Source organism: Tannerella sp. (genome assembly GCF_052170195.1).
GTDB lineage: Bacteria > Bacteroidota > Bacteroidia > Bacteroidales > Tannerellaceae > Tannerella.
Window position 1 is genome coordinate 34,494 of record NZ_JBQNAZ010000009.1, and the last position, 17,714, is coordinate 52,207.

Below are 17,714 nucleotides of genomic sequence, written 5' to 3' on the forward strand. Positions count from 1 at the left end.
AATTTTAAAACAATGTTTGTAGGACTGTGTTTTCTCCTCTTACCTTCGTGGAGTATAGCACAGCAAGTCTTAATTAAAGGAGTGGTGTATGATGATCATGATGTGCCGGCTATCGGTGTAAATGTGGTCAAGAAAGGAAGCACTGAAGGAGTGATAACAGATTTGAATGGACAATTTGAGATTAGGGCTTCACAGGGCGATGTGCTTATTTTTTCGTATATTGGCTTTGCTACACAGGAGATAACCTGCGATGGACAGTCCAATATCGTTGTTCGGCTAAAAGAAGATACCGAGGTTTTGGAAGAGGTTGTTGTTGTCGGTTATGGAACAATGAAAAAGAGTGATCTTACGGGTGCAATTTCTTCGGTGAATGTGGAGGAACTGGCCGGCCGTGCAACAACAAATCCGGCAGAGGCGTTGCAGGGCAAAATCTCGGGTGTGAATATTCGTAAGTCGGGAGGAAATGCGGGCGCCGGAGTATCGGTTAAAATTCGTGGGGTAAAATCTTTCGGAGATAATGAACCTCTGTATATTATCGATGGTTTTCCCGGGAATATCAATAATATCAATCCGCAGGATATTGCTTCAATGGAGGTGCTTAAAGACGGTGCTGCTGCCGCTATCTACGGTTCTACGGCTGCTAATGGAGTGATTCTCGTAACGACCAAGAATGGGAAAAAAGGAGAGTTGAAAGTCGATTTTAATACATGGCTTAGTATGGTGCATGTCGCCAATCGGTTGTCGATGCTTGATGCCAAGGGATATGTGCAGGTACACAGGCAGATGTATGAGAATTACAATCAGCAGTTTCCCGGCAAAGCTATTGAATTGCCAGAGTATATAACGAATCCCGGTAATTCGGATACGAACTGGCAGGATGAGCTGTTTCGTACCGGTCTCTCACAACATTACATGGTTGGTCTGCGCGGAGGAAGTGAACAGGCTCGTTATGCTGTTTCCTTCAGCCATGCCGATGATAAAGGGGTATTATTAGGTAATCGGTTCAAACAGGAAAATGCACGAATGAAACTGTCGGGACGGAAAAACATTTTCGAATTTGAAGCCAACATCGGTCTTCGTGCAACCCGGAGTTTACAGCCGCAATATTCATTGAAAGAGGCCTACATGATTTCACCCTTAGTGCCTGTTTATGATGAATCAGAACGTTATGGATATGGACTGACAAACAGGAATGGACTACCGAGTAATCGGAATGTTCTGGCTGATCATCATTTTCGGAAAGCCGTCACGAACAGGTATCATATAACGGCAAATGCTTCGGTCACAGCCCACTTTACGGAGTGGCTCAATTTTCGTTCTGCTTATTCTTATCGTGGAGATCATCAACGGTATAACTATCATACGCCTCCGTATGTCGCAGATGTCAAATCACCGACAGAATATCCCCTACATACCGAATCTTCTTCCTATTGGCAAGAACAGGTAATCGATCATATCCTAACATTGAATAAGGCATTCGGCGATCATTCGGTCAATGCGATGGCCGGAAATTCTGTTACTTTGCAGGATTATACTTGGAATAGCGTCTCGGTAGAAGGTAAGACGCTGGTACATGAAGTGAAGGACGGAAAACTTGTCACTCATGAGAAACCGGGCGGATTTCTTGATCCTTATTTCGGGACCATTAACGCCGGAAAAGGGGGCACATATACAGGTGAAGGTTCCCTCTATGCATATCGCAGGGTGTCTTTTTTCGGACGACTGAACTATGCTTATGCCGGTAAGTATATGTTACAGCTGACATTCCGTCAGGATGGTTCTTCCAAATTTGGTCGTGACAGCCGTTGGGGATTTTTTCCTTCGGTTGCATTGGGATGGCGTATTTCTGAAGAGCACTTTTTCCCGAAGGACGGCGTGTTTAGTAATCTTAAATTACGTGCCAGTTGGGGACGGCTTGGGAATGAGCAAGCTTTAGGGTATTACGATTTTCAGGCATTGATCTCTACCTATAATAATTTATATGGAGGTTATGTACAGGGTTCAGGTTCGACACCTTGGCCGGGCAGTACAGCGAGAGGATTGGCTAACCGTAACCTGCAGTGGGAAACGACAGATACGAAAAATATAGGATTTGACTTCGGGTTGTTTAACGGAAAATTGTCCGGATCAGCAAATTATTATTACAATCGGACGGAAGATATGCTGATTACTAAAAAACTTGCTCCTTCGGTTGGATTATTTGATCCCGTCATGAATGTCGGGAAGATACGCAATGCCGGTATTGAGCTGGAGATGAGTTGGCAGGATAAAGTCGGGGCTCTTCAATATCATACAAGTTTCAATTTAACGACTACAGCCAATAAAGTTGTTGAGTTGTCAGACCCGAAGCAAGCTCTTTACGGTGATGGGCTGAAATGGGGAACGGAACATTTTCCGACACAAACGAGAGCGGGGTATCCGATTGCAGGGTTCTACTTATATCGTACCGAAGGTATATTCCAAAGTGATACCGAGGCAGAATCCTATAAAAACGATAAGGGAGAACGCTTGCAGCCGAATGCGAAGGGGGGAGATATCCGTTTTGCCGATATAAATGGAGATGGCGTGATCAATGAAGAAGACAAAGAATTTTGTGGGGCTGCTATTCCTAAAGTCGAAGCAAATCTAACATTCGGCGTTGACTATAAAGGATGGGACTGTTCCTTCTTGCTTGGCGGAGGCTGGGGCGGTAAATTATACAATGCGAATCGTTATTTTTACGAAGGTATGAGCTCCGGCTCTAATTTCCTGGAAACAACACTGAATGCCTGGACTCCTGAGAATAATCGAACGGATATTCCTCGTGCGATATTGCAGGATATGAACGGGAATGCGCGTGAATCAGACCGTTTTCTTGAAACAGGCAATTACATTCGCATGCGCCAACTACAACTTGGATATACGTTCTCGCCATCCGTATTGCATAAACTACGAGTGGAAAATCTGCGCCTCTATACCAGTGTAGAAAATCTCTTTACAATTACCCCTTATACGGGAATCGATCCCGAATTTTCACGTAAGAGCGCTGCCAATCCGACATCGGATGTCTTGAATGCCGGAGTGGATACACATATCTATCCATTCACGCGATCATATATTGTGGGATTGCAACTTTCATTTTAATAACTCCTTAATACATCATAATCATGATACAAATTAGATATATAACGTTTGTTCTTTTATTGTCCGGTATCCTTACGGGCTGTGATGATTTTTTGACAGTCAGTTCCCCCGACGAGTTGACCTCCGAGTCGTTCTGGCGAAATAAATCGGATGCGGAAGCCGGATTAGCCGCTGCATATTCGAAGTTGGAAGCTTCTTCCGATGCTTGGGAATTTCCTGAGGTTTTTTTTCCCGTAGAAGCTTATCGCGAAGATATTATCAAGCCGGGATCGGATGCATATAATTATCCGAATTGGATCGAATTGGCAAATTTTAATTACACGAACGGCAATTCTCAATTCTCTGCTTATTGGCGGGATAATTACTATGGTATTAATTATTGTAATCAGGTCATTGAAAATCTACCCCATATACCGGCTGATAAAATAACGGAGGCCGATCGTGCAATGATACAGAACGAGGCTTATTTCCTACGGGGGTATTATCATATGAAATTATTATTGAACTGGGAACAGATCGTTATTCGAGACAAATATATTTCTTCGGTGGCCGAGCTGGATAAACCGTTATCTACTCGTGCCGAAGCATGGGATTTTATTATCGATAATTTCAAAAAAGCAACAGCATTACCGGCCAACCGAACTTCCGAAACAGTTGGACGAGCTACTCTGGGAGCAGCTTACGCTTATCTCGGATGGGCACACCTGACAAGAGCATACGAAGAAACAGGCCGGAAAGATGCGTCATTAAATGCAGCTGTCGAGGCATTGAACCGGGTGACGGGATACGAGTTGGTGAAAGAGTTGCGTACTTTATTCGATGGCACAAATAAAAATTCGAAAGAGAGTATTTTTGAGATACAGCTTACATTAAGTACGGCCAATGGAGCGCGTTACCGCACCCAGCTTCATCGATTTATCGGCTGTTCCGAATTGCAGGGGTGGGATGAAGTACTCCCGACGGATCTGCTGATACAAGCTTATCAAAAAGAGGGTAAGACGGCGACAGACGGTCGTTATGACGGTCGTTTGTATGAAACGCTCTTTTTTAAGGATGAATATTTCAATGATACTGTTGCAAAACGCGTGTATGACAAGACTTATGACGAATGGTTTCAAGGTGCTGATAAACCGGTCTTCCGTAAATATATGCCGGCGGATGCAGCCGGTTTGAGTGCTGCATATTTTGCTCCGAATATTGTTTTGATGCGTTATGCGAATGTTTTGCTTATGAAGGCGGAAGCTTTGAATGAGCTTGGCCGTACCTCTGAAGCGATCCCTCTTGTTAATGAAGTGCGTAAGCGTGCAGGTATGCCTGCGATGAAGGGGACCACTCGTGACGCTGTGCGCGCACAGATTGAACATGAACGTATGCTGGAATTTCCTTTGGAGAATATGCGTTTCTATGATCTTCGTCGTTGGGGAAAGACGAAAGAAGTATTGCATGCGGCAGGACGCTCGAACTTTGATCCGTCCAAACATAATTTTTATCCGATTCCGATTCAGGAAATCAATTCGAATAATGCAATAGATTGATTGAGAGTGTTTTTTTGAGTAATATATCCGCATCATGAAGAAGAGTATTGTGATTTTTTTCCTGTGGCTCCCTGCGACCTTGTTTGCCCAACAATCCAAAGAGTGGGAGAATCAGATTGTGAATCAGTTGAATCGGGAGACTATGCATGCCCATTTCGTTCCTTATGCATCGGAAGAGGGAGCTTTGCTTCAAGACAGCTCCCAACTGCGAACATATTTATTGAATGGGACCTGGAAATTCCATTACTCGAAAAATCCGGCTTCTCGTCCTGTCTTTTTTTATGAAGATCATTACGATGTGGCGGATTGGGCTGATATACAAGTTCCGGGGAGTTGGGAGTTGCAGGGGTTCGATGTGCCGATCTATACCGATACGCGTTATCCTTTTCCTCCCAACCCGCCTCATGTTCCCAAAGAATATAATCCTGTCGGATCGTATAAAACAAGCTTTCGGATACCGGAGTCTTTTGATGGATCCGATATTCTACTTCATTTCGGTGGGGTCGAATCAGCCTTTTATTGCTGGGTGAATGGTCAATTTGTCGGTTATAGTGAGGATAGTCGTCTGTCTGCTGAGTTTTTGATCAATCAGTACCTGAAGCCCGGATTGAATAGTCTTGCGGTAGAGGTTTATCGGTATAGTGATGGTTCTTACCTTGAGGCACAAGACTATTGGCGTTACAGTGGAATCGAACGCGATGTTATGTTGATTGCACGTCCCGCGGTACGGGTCAAAGACTTTGAAGTGAAGGCGTCACTAACGAATCGTTATGTCGATGGGAACTTCGAAATCGATGTGTTGCTGGACAACCGGAGGGAGGTTCGTGGTACGGAAATACAGTTGAATGTGTTTGACGACAATAAACAAATGATCGCTTCTTCTCGCTTGAAAGCAAGAAATCAATCGGATACTCTTCTTTCTTTCCGGAAAATATTTCAACAAGTGAAACCTTGGACTGCCGAAACGCCAGATTTATATACCGTCACGGTTTCAACGTTGGATCGGAAAGGAAGAGTGACGGAATCGTTTGCACATCGTTTTGGTTTTCGCACTGTTGAGATAAAAAACGGCATGTTGTTGCTGAATGGCGTACCTATACTTATCAAAGGCGTGAATCGGCACGAGCATAACATGTATACGGGGCGTACAATCACCGTCGAAAGCATGGAGGAAGATATTCGTTTGATGAAATTGTTTAATATCAATGCGGTACGATGTTCGCATTATCCTAATTATCCTCAATGGTATGAGTTATGCGATAAATATGGCATTTATCTGGTTGACGAAGCCAATATCGAATCGCACGGTATGTCCGATCATCCCTCGGTTCAGACGCTGGCCGATTGGGAGAATTGGGACATTCCTTTTCGGGAGCGCATGATGCGTATGATGGAGCGTGACAAAAACTTTACATCTGTCATTACCTGGAGTTTGGGTAATGAATCGGGATATGGGAAGCATTTTGAAAATCTGTATCATGAAGCTAAACGACGCGATCCGAGTCGTCCCGTTCAGTACGAAGGAGGACACATGGCGGGTTTGTCCGATATTTATTGTCCTATGTATGCCCGTATTTGGGCTTTGCGCCAATGGGTAAACGAACGGCAAAAACGTCCTTTCATTTTATGTGAATATGCCCATGCGATGGGTAATAGCGTGGGAAACTTGCAAGATTATTGGGATTTAATTTATAAATATGATAATTTGCAGGGAGGCTTTATTTGGGATTGGGTAGATCAGACTTTTGCACGGAAAGACGATGATGGTCGTGACATCTGGGCTTATGGTGGAGATATGGGGTTTGTGGGTATTGTGAACGATTCGAACTTTTGTGCCAACGGACTTGTTGCAGCTGATCGCAGTTTGCATCCTCATATCTGGGAAGTAAAACATGTGTATCGCTATATCCATTTTGAGAGTGTGCCTTTCTCGTCCGATCTTATCCGGATCACCAATCGCCACGATTTTATCGACGCAGATATCTATGATTATAAATGGGAGATTAAAGCGGATGGTCGCATATTGTACGAAGGAGTGCTCAACGTCCCTTCCATCAAACCGCATCAGAGTATGAACGTGAAACTGCCGTTACCATCATTCCACAAGGAACCCAACACTGAATACTTCCTTCATCTGACAGCTTATACACGAACTGCTACTCCACTGATTCCTGCGAGACATACGGTTTCTGCCGCCCAATGGCTATTACCGGGAACGAGGATATCGGAAGAGACTCCAGTCCAAGGGGTGTTGACATGTCAAGATTTGGATGAAAAGGTGGTCTTTCAGATGGCTGGTATTTCATTGTCTTTCTCTAAGACAAATGGCGAGCTGGTCAGTTATGTTACCGGAGACAAGGAATTTCTGATCGAAGGGTTGCGTCCGAACTTCTGGCGTCCGATGACGGACAACGATGTTGCCAATAAAACCGGAGAACGTTGCGCAATCTGGAATGAAGCCGGAGAGCGACTGATACTGCAGGATTTTGAGTATACGCTTTCGTTTGATCGTCAGAAGGCTATGGTGTCTGTTTCTTATGCGATGCCGGAACAAATGTTTATATGTCGTGTGACATATACTGTTTATGCAGATGGAGTTATTAAGGTGAACTTTGTATTTGAACCGGGCGAGTATCCTCTTCCGGAGATGCCTCGTCTGGGAATGTATATGATCCTTAAAGAAGAGTTTGAAAACATGACCTGGTTTGGCCGAGGACCTCATGAAAATTATTGGGATCGCAAAAACAGCGCTTTGGTCGACTTGTACAGTGCATCGGTTTGGGAACAATATCATCCGTATGTACGAGCTCAGGAGACCGCTAATAAGACGGATGTACGTTGGGCGGCTCTCCAGAACGATAAGGGCGTGGGACTGTTAATCCGCACAACCGACGAACCTCTCAGTGTCAGTGCATGGAATTTTCCGATGAAAGCGCTGAAATATATCCCCTCTGGGACCAAGCGTGTGCATGGCGGAAGCATTCAAAAGCAACCCATGGTATGGATTAATATTGACAGCCGGCAAATGGGAGTTGGAGGTGATACGACGTGGGGAGCGCACACGCATCCGGAATATACGATTACCCCGGTGAAACAAAATTACGGCTTTCTGATTGTGCCGATACGGGAACAGGATGAATTAATATCAAAAACCAAATTGCTGAGATAGAATAGTGTAAAATTATATGTTTGTTGTAATAGGGCTTATGTTTACCGGAATCGCTTTGGGGTATCTGTTTCGAAAGAAGTTGATAATTAGGTGGTTCAGTGGTCTGATGGGTTGGACTGTCTACTTGTTGCTTTTTTCTCTCGGAATTTCAGTAGGAAATAATCGTGAGATAATTTGTAATCTACCTGCATTGGGAGGGCAAGCCTTATGGCTGGCTTTTGCCGGTACATTGGGTAGTGTTTGGGGAGCTTGGATCGTATATCGGAATTTCTTCAAAAATAAATCATAGTCTGATTTATATATTTTTGATAACAGATGAGAGGGAGCCTTATTGTTGTTGCTTTTTTCGTAGCTGGATGTCTGATGGGTTGGATATTAGATACTTACGATATTCGCATTGAGGATGATCCGACACGTTATATTCTCTATTTTTTGATGCTTCAAGTTGGATTAGGAGTAGGAAGTGATAAACATATCATGCAAATACTGAAGACGGTACGTTTGCAATTGCTATTGGTGCCAGTCGCTACGATAATAGGCACTCTCCTTTTTTCGACTTTAGCAGCTTTCTGTATTTCCCAATGGAGCATTTATGATTGCTTAGCCGTAGCGAGTGGCTTTGCCTATTATTCTTTATCGTCTGTGATGATTACTGATCTGAAATCCGTTTCATTGGGGGTACAATCGGCTGCGGAACTGGGTACGATTGCTTTAATAACTAATATTATTCGAGAAATGATGGCGCTTTTGGGGGCTCCTTTATTGGTTCGATTCTTTGGTCCTCTCGCTCCGATCTGTGCCGGTGGTGCGACGACGATGGATACTACTCTGCCTGTCATTACAAAATATTCAGGCAAAGATTATGTCTTTATAGCCGTCCTGCATGGTATACTCGTTGATTTGACCGTCCCATTTGCAGTGAGCCTCTTTTGCGCATTGTAAGTGCGATTTGCTGCAGAGTCTGTAAAAAAGTTGCCCGGATATGAGTACATATCTCGGGCAACCATGTTTTGCGAAATAAAACGGTCTTTATTTGCAAAACATCAGAAAGGAGAAATGATTAGAATACGAAACCTAATTTAAATCCGGCATTAGCTCCTACCGAAATAGTGCTTGAGCTTCCTGCTTTTTGGCCTGTTGTAGAAGTTCCACCGCTTGTGTAAGTTACCGAACCTACCGATGTGGTACCAAGATCCAGTCCTGCTTCTACACCCAGATATACATTCTTCACAAAATAGTAGTCTGCACCGAAAAATAATCCCATACCGAGACCAAAGGTGCCCGGACCTTCTACTTTTGTCTTGTCTCCTTGTTTAGGTTCTGAAGACGAAGACTGCGTCTGATATGCCAGACCTATATCAGCACCGATGTATGGCGAAAGTCTGTCTGTACCGCTGAAATGTTTTTCCAAACCAAAACGCATGCCTATCTGACTTTTGTTTTGTTTCTTCGTTACATTTTCGTCCGATGTATCCTTTTGCGAATCATTCATTAACGAAAGAGCACCTCTTAATGCCATTCCGTCAGAGATGAAATAACGTCCTTTCAACATGCCACTGTTAAGCATTACGGGACTTTCAGTCGCGAAAATACCTTTTGAGAAAAGTGACAAGTCGGCGGTTACATTCCCTTTACCAGGCTTAAAATCCTGTGCATTTACAGCACCCCAAGCAGAGACTAACGCTACTGCTGCAATCAATAATTTTTTCATTTGTTCTTTTTTTGCTTTGTTATTGAAATCGGCGGCAAACTTACATAAAAAATATGATTTCGTTGTTTTTTTTACCCAAGTTTTTGTTGTTGAGTGTGTAAGTCTTTGTCGAATGTGACCAGGCTATATCATATAAAAGCGGCTTTCAACGGTGAGGGGCGCTTTATTTCATCTTATCGAATCCGGCTTACAAGAAGTAGAAAAACATCTCTTTTATGTTACTCCGACGAATCTGTCGTTATTTTTTTGATGATCTTCATTTATTTTTGTACTTTTGCAGCCGCAATAAAAACAACAAATTATTGTATTGATTTCGGGGTGTAGCGCAGTCCGGTTAGCGCACCTGCTTTGGGAGCAGGGGGTCGCAGGTTCGAATCCTGCTACCCCGACCATCCGGAAAAGCCTTTAAAAGTTATGATAGTAGAAACTTTTGAGGCTTTTTTTATACCCTAAAACGAATGAATACTTTTGTGAGTATGCTTGCTTTTTCGTGTAATAACGTGTATTTTCGTGGTCTTGAAATTGAGCAAATGTATATCCAAGTAACAGAAGACGAGCGAAGAAAAAAGGCTGACGGCACATGTCCGATCTATCTTGTTTTCGTCAACCAAGGAAAAACGGTCTATCATGGATTAGGCGTATATGTCGATCCTGTCGAGTTCGACAAAACAACGTTTTTGATCACGCCGATAAATAAGCGGAAAGCAATGGAGGTCATTGTGAGCAAAAAGATACGTACTGAGGACGGACTAGACAAGTACATTAATACTCAGAAAGATTGAAGACGATATGCAACCTGAAAATGTAGCAATTTTACTCGCTACTTACAACTGGCCCAGAGCATTGGAACTGGTTCTTGAAGCTCTTTTCACACAAACCCGGCTACCGGATGAGATCGTGATAGCAGATGATGGATCGAGGGCTGATACCCAAGGGATGATCGAGAGAATGAAAGCAAAGGCTCCCCAAGGAATAGCTATTAAACACGTTTGGCATGAAGACCTTGGCTTCCGCAAAAGTATTATCTTGAATCAGTCTGTGGCTGTGGTAGAGTCTGAGTATATTATTGAACTCGACGGAGATTGTATCCCGGAAAAACACTTTGTGGAAGATCATCTTCGTGTAGCTCGTGAGGGGGCTTATGTAGCGGGTAGCAGAGTGATGATTTCTTCGAAGGGGTCTGCAATGATTCAGGAACACGGGCTTCAAAAGTCTTTTTTGAAGCGATTTGCAAACTCTGCCAACGCGTGGCGTGTCTCTTTTCTCCAAAATATCCTTGCTCCTTATTATAAGCAAAATAACTTGCTCGCAAATAGGGGTTGCAACATTGGATTCTGGCGAAAAGATATTTTGACAGTTAATGGATACGATGAGAGTTATATCGGTTGGGGACATGAGGACATAGACCTCATATACAGAATGAGAAATGCAGGTGTCAGAAAAAGATTTTTGAAATTTGGAGGTGTAGTGTATCATCTGTACCACAACAAAGAGGATCGAAGTAAAGACACTTTTAACAAGCAAAAAGCTTTAGATGCTATAAAAGAGAAAAGGATTCGTGCTGCCGATGGCGTGGATAAATATCTCCGTACAAAGGAGGAGCAAAAAGATAAATGAACGTAAATTCGATGTGAAAAAAGTTTCTTAAAATTAGGGGTATGGAAGGGGCTTTAAGGTTCTGAAACAACAGATGCTCAACGAATTTGATAAAACTGTCAAAGAATTTTCATGGCAAAATAACAGGACAGAGAAAAGAAACCGTAAGTTTACGATGTCCCAGAGTGAGGTGATGACCGTCTTAGTTTTGGGCCTTTCTGAATTTGAAGTGATGGGTCGATATTTCTGATAATTAATTGTTTATATTATCATGTGATTCCCCAATCCCACTACTTATAGACCTTCGAAAAATATAAAGTTATAATTTGTGAGGTGAAGATTTCAAACTCTTACATTATGTGCCCTTTTGTTTCTCAAAGTTCTTATAGTAAAAGTTTTATAGGTGTATGTGCTCTATGGGAAATATAGATGTCTGATACATCATCATTCCAAATACCGGATGAACCATATTTTTTATGTAAGTTTGCAGGCCTATTGAAAGCGTCCGACGATGAAAGAAGAGTTTGACATACATAAGGCTGGGAATATGATGCCGGAAACGGAGCGTGAATACGAGAACGCTCTGCGTCCGCTCTCGTTCGAAAGCTTCAGTGGTCAACCTGAAGTGGTAGAAAACCTGAAGGTTTTCGTGGCGGCCGCCCGCATGCGTCAGGAAGCATTGGATCATGTTTTGTTGCACGGTCCCCCCGGATTAGGCAAAACGACACTGTCGAACATCATTTCAAACGAGCTGGATGTCGGTTTTAAAGTGACGTCCGGTCCGGTACTCGATAAGCCCGGCGACTTGGCCGGTCTGCTCACCTCGCTCGAAAAGAACGATGTGCTTTTCATTGACGAAATACACCGGCTCAGCCCCATCGTAGAGGAATATCTTTATTCGGCGATGGAAGACTATCGAATTGATATCCTGATTGACAAAGGACCAAGCGCCCGTTCGATTCAGATCGACCTTGCTCCGTTCACGCTTATCGGAGCAACGACACGCAGCGGCCTGCTGACCGGCCCGCTTCGGGCCCGTTTCGGCATTAATCTGCACCTCGAATATTACGATACGGAGACACTGACGAAGATTATCCTTCGCAGCGCCAACATCCTGAACATCGGTTGTGCCGTGGATGCTGCCCGAGAGATCGCAGGCCGCAGTCGCGGTACGCCTCGTATTGCCAACGCTTTGTTGCGACGCGTGCGTGACTTTGCTCAGGTAAAAGGTTCCGGTAAGATCGATAAAGCCATCGCGTGTTATGCCTTGGAAGCTTTGCATATCGACCGTTACGGACTTGATCAGATCGACAATAAGATACTTACGCTCCTGATTGAGAAGTTTCATGGCGGCCCGGTCGGCTTGACTACTATCGCTACGGCACTGAGCGAAGACCCGGGTACACTCGAAGAGGTCTATGAACCATTCCTCATTCAGGAGGGATTCCTCAAACGTACGCCTCGAGGGCGCGAAGTGACGGCGCTCGCCTACGAACATCTGGGAAAAGCGATTGCGGGGCGTCCCGGTGATTTATTTCAATAAGCGGTATGGCGGAAGGGATGAAGCGTTTGGCGAAGGAAACCGCCATCTACGGGCTGAGCAGCATGATCGGAAGATTTCTGAACTGGATGCTTGTGCCCATGTATACGCGAGTATTGACTGACACCGGCGAATACGGGATCATCACGAATCTTTACGGATGGACTGCCCTGCTTCTCATTCTTCTTACGGGGGGGATGGAAACGGGATTTTTCCGTTTCATCCACAAAACCGACGAGCGCGAGCCCATGCGCGTCTATGCGTCGACGCTTGGCTTCGTAGGAGTCACGTCATTCTTGTTCGCCCTCGGCATGTGGGTGTTTCTTTTTCCCGTCAGTGAAGCGCTCGGATATTCCGATCACCCGGAATATATCGGTATGATGGCTGGGATTGTAGCCGTCGATGCTTTTTGTTGCATCCCGTTTGCCTACCTTCGCTACCGAAATAAAGCGATCCGGTTTGCAATGATCAAGCTGTTGAGCATCTTTCTGAACATCTTTCTGAACCTCTTCTTCCTCGTCCTCTGTCCTCTTATCGACGCCTCTTATCCCGAATGGATCGGATGGTTCTACCGTCTCGATTACGGGGTGGGCTACATCATCATCGCCAACGTTTTCACGACGGTTTTTACCTTTTTGATGCTGTTGCCCGATATGATGCCCGGCTTGCGTGTCAGACCGGACATGCAACGCCTAAGGAAGATGATCGGCTATTCGTTTCCGATACTTATCCTCGGCATTGCTGGAATATTTAACCAGACCGCAGATAAAATTCTGTTTCCATTTCTGTTCGACGACAAAGCATACGCCGATTCACAGCTCGGTATTTACGGGGCATGTTTCCGAATAGCGGTGGTGATGGTTATGTTTATTCAGGCGTTTCGTTATGCCTACGAACCGTTTATTTTCGCGAAACACAAAGACGCCGATAACAAAAAATCGTATGTTGAGGCAATGAAATATTTTATCATCTTCGCACTCTTTATTTTTCTCGGAGTGATGTTCTACCTTGATTTGCTGAAACATTTCGTGGATGCGAAGTACTACGAAGGTCTTCGCGTCATTCCAATCGTGATGCTCGGCGAACTTTTTTTCGGTATCTATTTCAACCTCTCGATATGGTACAAACTTACGGACCGTACGCAATGGGGAGCTTACTTTTCCGTGGCCGGCTGCACCATGACGATAATCATCATCGTGCTGTTCGTTCCTCAATATGGATTTATGGCCTGCGCATGGGCTTCGTTTGCCAGTAATTTACTGATGATGTTGCTTTCTTATGCGGTCGGACAGAAATATTATCCTGTCGCTTACGACCTGCGTTCTGCATTTACGTATGGCGCTATTGCATCCGTGTGTTATATGGCAGCCATGCTGCCACTCATCGATTCGGTCGTATTACGCCTGTTATACCGGACGGTGTGGTTATTATTTTTTACGGGAATCGTCATGAGGAGAGACCTGCCTATAACGGAAATCCCTTATCTTAGTCGATATTTCAGTCATATAAAAAAAATCAAATGATGGAAAATACTTTATACCAGCAAATCAAAACTTATTTGACACGTCATTTTGATGTACGACAGGAAAAAGAAGATGAAATAGAAACGATTGAGTCGCTGAAGAAAGGGGTCGAATTCCGAGGCACAAATCTATGGGTGTTGATTTTCGCCGTGTTTCTTGCCTCTTTGGGGTTAAACACCAACTCAACGGCCGTCATCATCGGAGCCATGCTTATCTCACCCCTGATGGGACCGATTATGGGTTTCGGATTAGGTCTGGGGATTACCGACTTCGATCTGGTCAAGCGTTCACTTCGTCACTATTTGACAGCAACGGCCTTCAGTGTGGCTACGTCAACCGCTTTTTTTCTTATCTCGCCCATCAGCGAGGCGCAAAGTGAGTTGCTGGCGCGTACATCCCCCAGCATTTACGATGTACTGATTGCGTTTTTCGGAGGGCTTGCCGGCATCGTGGCCAGCTCCACAAAATCGAAAGGTAACGTGATTCCCGGGGTGGCCATTGCTACGGCATTGATGCCTCCATTGTGTACTGCCGGCTTCGGACTGGCCAGCGGAAATTTAAGTTATTTCTTCGGCGCTTTCTACCTCTATTTCATCAACACTGTTTTTATCAGTTTCGCCACCTATATAGTTGTGCGCATCTTAAAATATCCTCGCAAATCATTCATCGATAAAAAGCGGGAAGAGACGGTGCGTCGCTATATGACCATCATTGTCATTTGCACGATCGTTCCAAGCATTTACCTCAGTTACCGCGTATTTGAAGCGACACTTTTCGATCAGCAGGTTCGCAAGTTTATCAATGAAGAGTTACACTTTCCGAATACGCAGATACTAAGCCGTTCGGTTACCAATACGGGCGATAAGAAGGAAATCAAAGTGGTACTGATTGGCCAGACGATCCCCGACATCATGATCTCGACCGTACGGTTGAAGATGCCCAACTACGGGCTGAAAGACATCGATCTGATTGTGCAACAGGGTTTCGGGAACGAGGAAGTCGATATCAATGAACTGAAGACGATGCTGATGAAAGACCTCTATAAAAACAGTGAAGACCTGCTTGAGGCGCAAGCCATTCAAATAGACTCGCTGAAGCAAAGCCTTGATCGTTATAGACATGCCTCGAATCTGACACGCACGCTGGTGCCTGAAATGCAAGTGCTTTATCCCTATATCGAACAGCTTTCGTGCACGCAGACTTACCTCATGGAAACAAACAAGTCGAAACAGGATACCGTCATGCTCGTTTACTTAAAAACTCAGCAGAACATCGGAGCTGAAGATCGGAAGAAGCTGACACAATGGCTGTCGGCTCGTACCAAAGAGAAGAATATCAAACTTATAATCGATAATAAATGAAACGAACAAACAAAATTTGGGTAGCAGTCGCGCTGCTACTGACAACAGTTGGACAAACATTTGCTGACGAGGGAATGTGGGTATTGAAAGAGTTGAACAAAGAAAACTTGGCGCGTATGCAGGAGCTGGGGCTTACGGTACCCATCGAAACGTTATACAGCGAAACCAATCCTTGTATAGCCAACGCTGTCGTTATTTTCGGAGGTGGTTGTACGGGTATTACTGTCTCGGATCAGGGACTTGTCTTTACGAATCACCATTGCGGCTACAGTGCGATCCAGAAGTTGAGCAGTGTAACACACGACTACCTGAAAAACGGGTTCATTTCGCAGAGCCTGCAAGAGGAATTACCCGTCGAGGGATTGAAGGTGCAGTACCTGAAAGAAACGGTTGATGTGAGCGGACGTATTTTGTCGCAGATCGAAGGAATTGACGATGAGTTCAAACGCATCACTAAGGCCGATTCGATCGGGCAGGCGATCTGCGACTCGATCGGAAAAGACAATTCTTCGTTAAGCGCCAGAGTGATTCCGTTTTATAGCCGAAACAAATATTATCTGGTCGTTTATAACGTCTTCCGCGATGTGCGTTTAGCTTTTGCGCCCCCGTCTTCGCTCGGTAAGTTCGGAGGCGACACGGACAATTGGATGTATCCGCGTCATACGTGCGACTTTTCCGTCTTCCGTGTCTATGCCGACGCCAACAATCAGCCGGCCGAATACAGCGCGAACAACCGCCCCTACAGACCGGATTATGTAGCCGAGATTTCGTTGCAGGGCTACGATGAGAAAGATTATGCCATGACGATCGGTTTCCCCGGTCGCACGAACCGTTACCTCAGCTCATGGGGTGTACAACAGCGTATCGAAGACAGTAACAAGCCGCGTATCGAAGTACGGGGAATCAAGCAGGACATCTGGAAGAAAGCCATGCTGGAGAGCGATGCCGTGCGCATTAAATACGCTTCGAAATATGCGGGCAGCTCGAACTACTGGAAAAATTCGATCGGAATGAACCGTGGCCTGGCCCGGCTCGACGTCATCGACCGGAAGAAGAGCGAAGAAGCAGCCTTTGCCGCATGGGTCAATCAAATGCCTGCGCGTAAAACGGAATACGGAGATGTACTTCATCTTTTGGAAAAAGGCTATACCTCATCGGCCGAGTATCAGAAGTATGCGACGTATCTTATGGAAGCCTTTGCTGGTGGAGCTGAGATTATTCGTCTGGCACGGATTATCAACAGTGTGGATGTAAAGAACAGTACGCCCGAAGAAATCGACGAGCGGATCAATGGTGATCTCCAGGCTTTCTACAAAGATTACGAACCGACACTCGACCAACACGTGTTGGCGGCCATGATGAGGATCGTGAAAGAGCGCGTACCCGCATCGTTCCTTCCCGATATTTACGGCAAGGTAGACAAAAAATACAAGGGGGATTACGAGAAATATGCCGCCGATGTTTTCGGAAACACCATGCTTACCTCGTTCGAAAAGGTGTCAGCCCTCTTAAAGAACCCGAAACAGTATGAAAAGGTAATGAAGAAAGATCCGGCAGCCGTATTATCGCTGTCAGCCATGCTTGCAATGTACGATATACAACAGCAAGTGGCTGCATGGGACAACGATATCGACAAAGGCGAGCGCCTTTATTTGGCCGGATTGCAGGAGATGCATCCCGACCGAAGTTTCTATTCGGATGCCAACTTCACCATGCGTATGAGCTACGGTACAATCGGCGGATATCGCCCTTACGATGCCGCATGGTATAATTTCTATACGACCGACAAGGGGATCCTCGAAAAAGAAGACCCGAAGAGCAGTGAATTCTGGGTACAGCCGGAAATCCTGAATATGGTCAAAGCGCGTGACTTCGGTCCGTATGCAAACGAACAGGGCGGATTACAATTATGCTTCATCTCGAACAACGACATTACCGGAGGCAACTCGGGAAGTCCCGTTTTCGATAAGAACGGACGCGTTATCGGTCTGGCTTTCGACGGCAACTGGGAAGCCATGAGCGGCGACATCGCTTTCGAACCGGATTTACAGCGCACCATCAGCGTCGATATCCGTTATGTGCTCTGGATGATTGATAAATGGGGGAAATGCCCTCGCTTGCTCGAAGAGCTGAAACTGGTTAAATAACAAACAAAC

At 45.0% G+C, this 17,714-nt stretch carries 12 protein-coding genes and 1 tRNA gene; 12 read left to right on the forward strand and 1 reads right to left on the reverse strand.

Annotated features, from left to right (window positions below; translation table 11 throughout):
• Positions 1–12 precede the first annotated feature (12 nt).
• Genes ACTTKA_RS04215 through ACTTKA_RS04235 form a run of 5 tightly spaced genes read left to right on the forward strand, consistent with a single transcriptional unit; the run spans position 13 to position 8,769 of the window.
• On the forward strand, positions 13–3,123 hold the full coding sequence (locus tag ACTTKA_RS04215; protein WP_442724093.1) for a SusC/RagA family TonB-linked outer membrane protein: 3,111 nt from the start codon (positions 13–15) through the stop codon (positions 3,121–3,123).
• 23 nt (positions 3,124–3,146) lie between these two features.
• A complete protein-coding gene (locus tag ACTTKA_RS04220) occupies positions 3,147–4,658 on the forward strand; it encodes a RagB/SusD family nutrient uptake outer membrane protein (protein WP_442724094.1) in 1,512 nt (503 codons plus the stop codon).
• Between the two features lie 34 nt (positions 4,659–4,692).
• On the forward strand, positions 4,693–7,827 hold the full coding sequence (locus ACTTKA_RS04225) for a glycoside hydrolase family 2 TIM barrel-domain containing protein (protein WP_442724095.1): 3,135 nt from the start codon (positions 4,693–4,695) through the stop codon (positions 7,825–7,827).
• Between the two features lie 37 nt (positions 7,828–7,864).
• Positions 7,865–8,116 carry a LysO family transporter gene (locus ACTTKA_RS04230; protein ID WP_442724096.1) on the forward strand — a complete coding sequence of 84 codons (252 nt, stop codon included), beginning with the start codon at positions 7,865–7,867 and terminating at the stop codon, positions 8,114–8,116.
• 26 nt (positions 8,117–8,142) lie between these two features.
• Positions 8,143–8,769 carry a lysine exporter LysO family protein gene (locus ACTTKA_RS04235; RefSeq protein WP_442724097.1) on the forward strand — a complete coding sequence of 209 codons (627 nt, stop codon included), beginning with the start codon at positions 8,143–8,145 and terminating at the stop codon, positions 8,767–8,769.
• Positions 8,770–8,887: 118 nt separating this feature from the next.
• Here ACTTKA_RS04235 and ACTTKA_RS04240 read toward each other — a convergent pair whose 3' ends face one another.
• A complete protein-coding gene (locus ACTTKA_RS04240; protein ID WP_442714094.1) occupies positions 8,888–9,538 on the reverse strand; it encodes a hypothetical protein in 651 nt (216 codons plus the stop codon).
• A gap of 314 nt (positions 9,539–9,852) precedes the next feature.
• Here ACTTKA_RS04240 and ACTTKA_RS04245 point away from each other — a divergent pair.
• From ACTTKA_RS04245 to ACTTKA_RS04275, 7 genes are all read left to right on the forward strand, one after another.
• Positions 9,853–9,930 (forward strand) — tRNA-Pro (locus ACTTKA_RS04245).
• Positions 9,931–9,996: 66 nt separating this feature from the next.
• Complete coding sequence (locus ACTTKA_RS04250) at positions 9,997–10,320, forward strand: Arm DNA-binding domain-containing protein (protein WP_442714095.1); 324 nt, start codon at positions 9,997–9,999, stop codon at positions 10,318–10,320.
• A 7-nt stretch (positions 10,321–10,327) separates the two neighbouring features.
• Positions 10,328–11,155 (forward strand): glycosyltransferase family 2 protein, encoded by an 828-nt coding sequence (locus ACTTKA_RS04255; RefSeq protein WP_442714096.1) that lies wholly within the window; start codon positions 10,328–10,330, stop codon positions 11,153–11,155.
• Between the two features lie 490 nt (positions 11,156–11,645).
• Positions 11,646–12,677, forward strand: a complete 1,032-nt coding sequence (ruvB, locus tag ACTTKA_RS04260; protein WP_442714097.1) for a Holliday junction branch migration DNA helicase RuvB — start codon at positions 11,646–11,648, stop codon at positions 12,675–12,677.
• Between the two features lie 5 nt (positions 12,678–12,682).
• A complete protein-coding gene (locus ACTTKA_RS04265; RefSeq protein ID WP_442724098.1) occupies positions 12,683–14,197 on the forward strand; it encodes a lipopolysaccharide biosynthesis protein in 1,515 nt (504 codons plus the stop codon).
• Positions 14,194–15,558, forward strand: a complete 1,365-nt coding sequence (locus tag ACTTKA_RS04270) for a TIGR00341 family protein (protein WP_442724099.1) — start codon at positions 14,194–14,196, stop codon at positions 15,556–15,558. Before ACTTKA_RS04265 ends, ACTTKA_RS04270 begins: the two co-directional genes overlap by 4 nt.
• Positions 15,555–17,705: a S46 family peptidase gene (locus tag ACTTKA_RS04275; protein WP_442724100.1), complete on the forward strand. Its 2,151-nt coding sequence runs from the start codon at positions 15,555–15,557 to the stop codon at positions 17,703–17,705. Before ACTTKA_RS04270 ends, ACTTKA_RS04275 begins: the two co-directional genes overlap by 4 nt.
• The last annotated feature ends 9 nt before the right edge of the window (positions 17,706–17,714 follow it).

Coding starts and splice junctions, on each gene's coding strand:
- ACTTKA_RS04275 (WP_442724100.1), top strand. CDS start 15,555: ATGAAACGAACAAACAAAATTTGGGTAGCAGTCGCGCTGCTACTGACA.
- ACTTKA_RS04240 (WP_442714094.1), bottom strand. CDS start 9,538: ATGAAAAAATTATTGATTGCAGCAGTAGCGTTAGTCTCTGCTTGGGGT.
- ACTTKA_RS04225 (WP_442724095.1), top strand. CDS start 4,693: ATGAAGAAGAGTATTGTGATTTTTTTCCTGTGGCTCCCTGCGACCTTG.
- ACTTKA_RS04265 (WP_442724098.1), top strand. CDS start 12,683: ATGGCGGAAGGGATGAAGCGTTTGGCGAAGGAAACCGCCATCTACGGG.
- ACTTKA_RS04235 (WP_442724097.1), top strand. CDS start 8,143: ATGAGAGGGAGCCTTATTGTTGTTGCTTTTTTCGTAGCTGGATGTCTG.
- ACTTKA_RS04230 (WP_442724096.1), top strand. CDS start 7,865: ATGTTTACCGGAATCGCTTTGGGGTATCTGTTTCGAAAGAAGTTGATA.
- ACTTKA_RS04215 (WP_442724093.1), top strand. CDS start 13: ATGTTTGTAGGACTGTGTTTTCTCCTCTTACCTTCGTGGAGTATAGCA.
- ACTTKA_RS04220 (WP_442724094.1), top strand. CDS start 3,147: ATGATACAAATTAGATATATAACGTTTGTTCTTTTATTGTCCGGTATC.
- ACTTKA_RS04270 (WP_442724099.1), top strand. CDS start 14,194: ATGATGGAAAATACTTTATACCAGCAAATCAAAACTTATTTGACACGT.
- ACTTKA_RS04250 (WP_442714095.1), top strand. CDS start 9,997: ATGAATACTTTTGTGAGTATGCTTGCTTTTTCGTGTAATAACGTGTAT.
- ACTTKA_RS04255 (WP_442714096.1), top strand. CDS start 10,328: ATGCAACCTGAAAATGTAGCAATTTTACTCGCTACTTACAACTGGCCC.
- ruvB (WP_442714097.1), top strand. CDS start 11,646: ATGAAAGAAGAGTTTGACATACATAAGGCTGGGAATATGATGCCGGAA.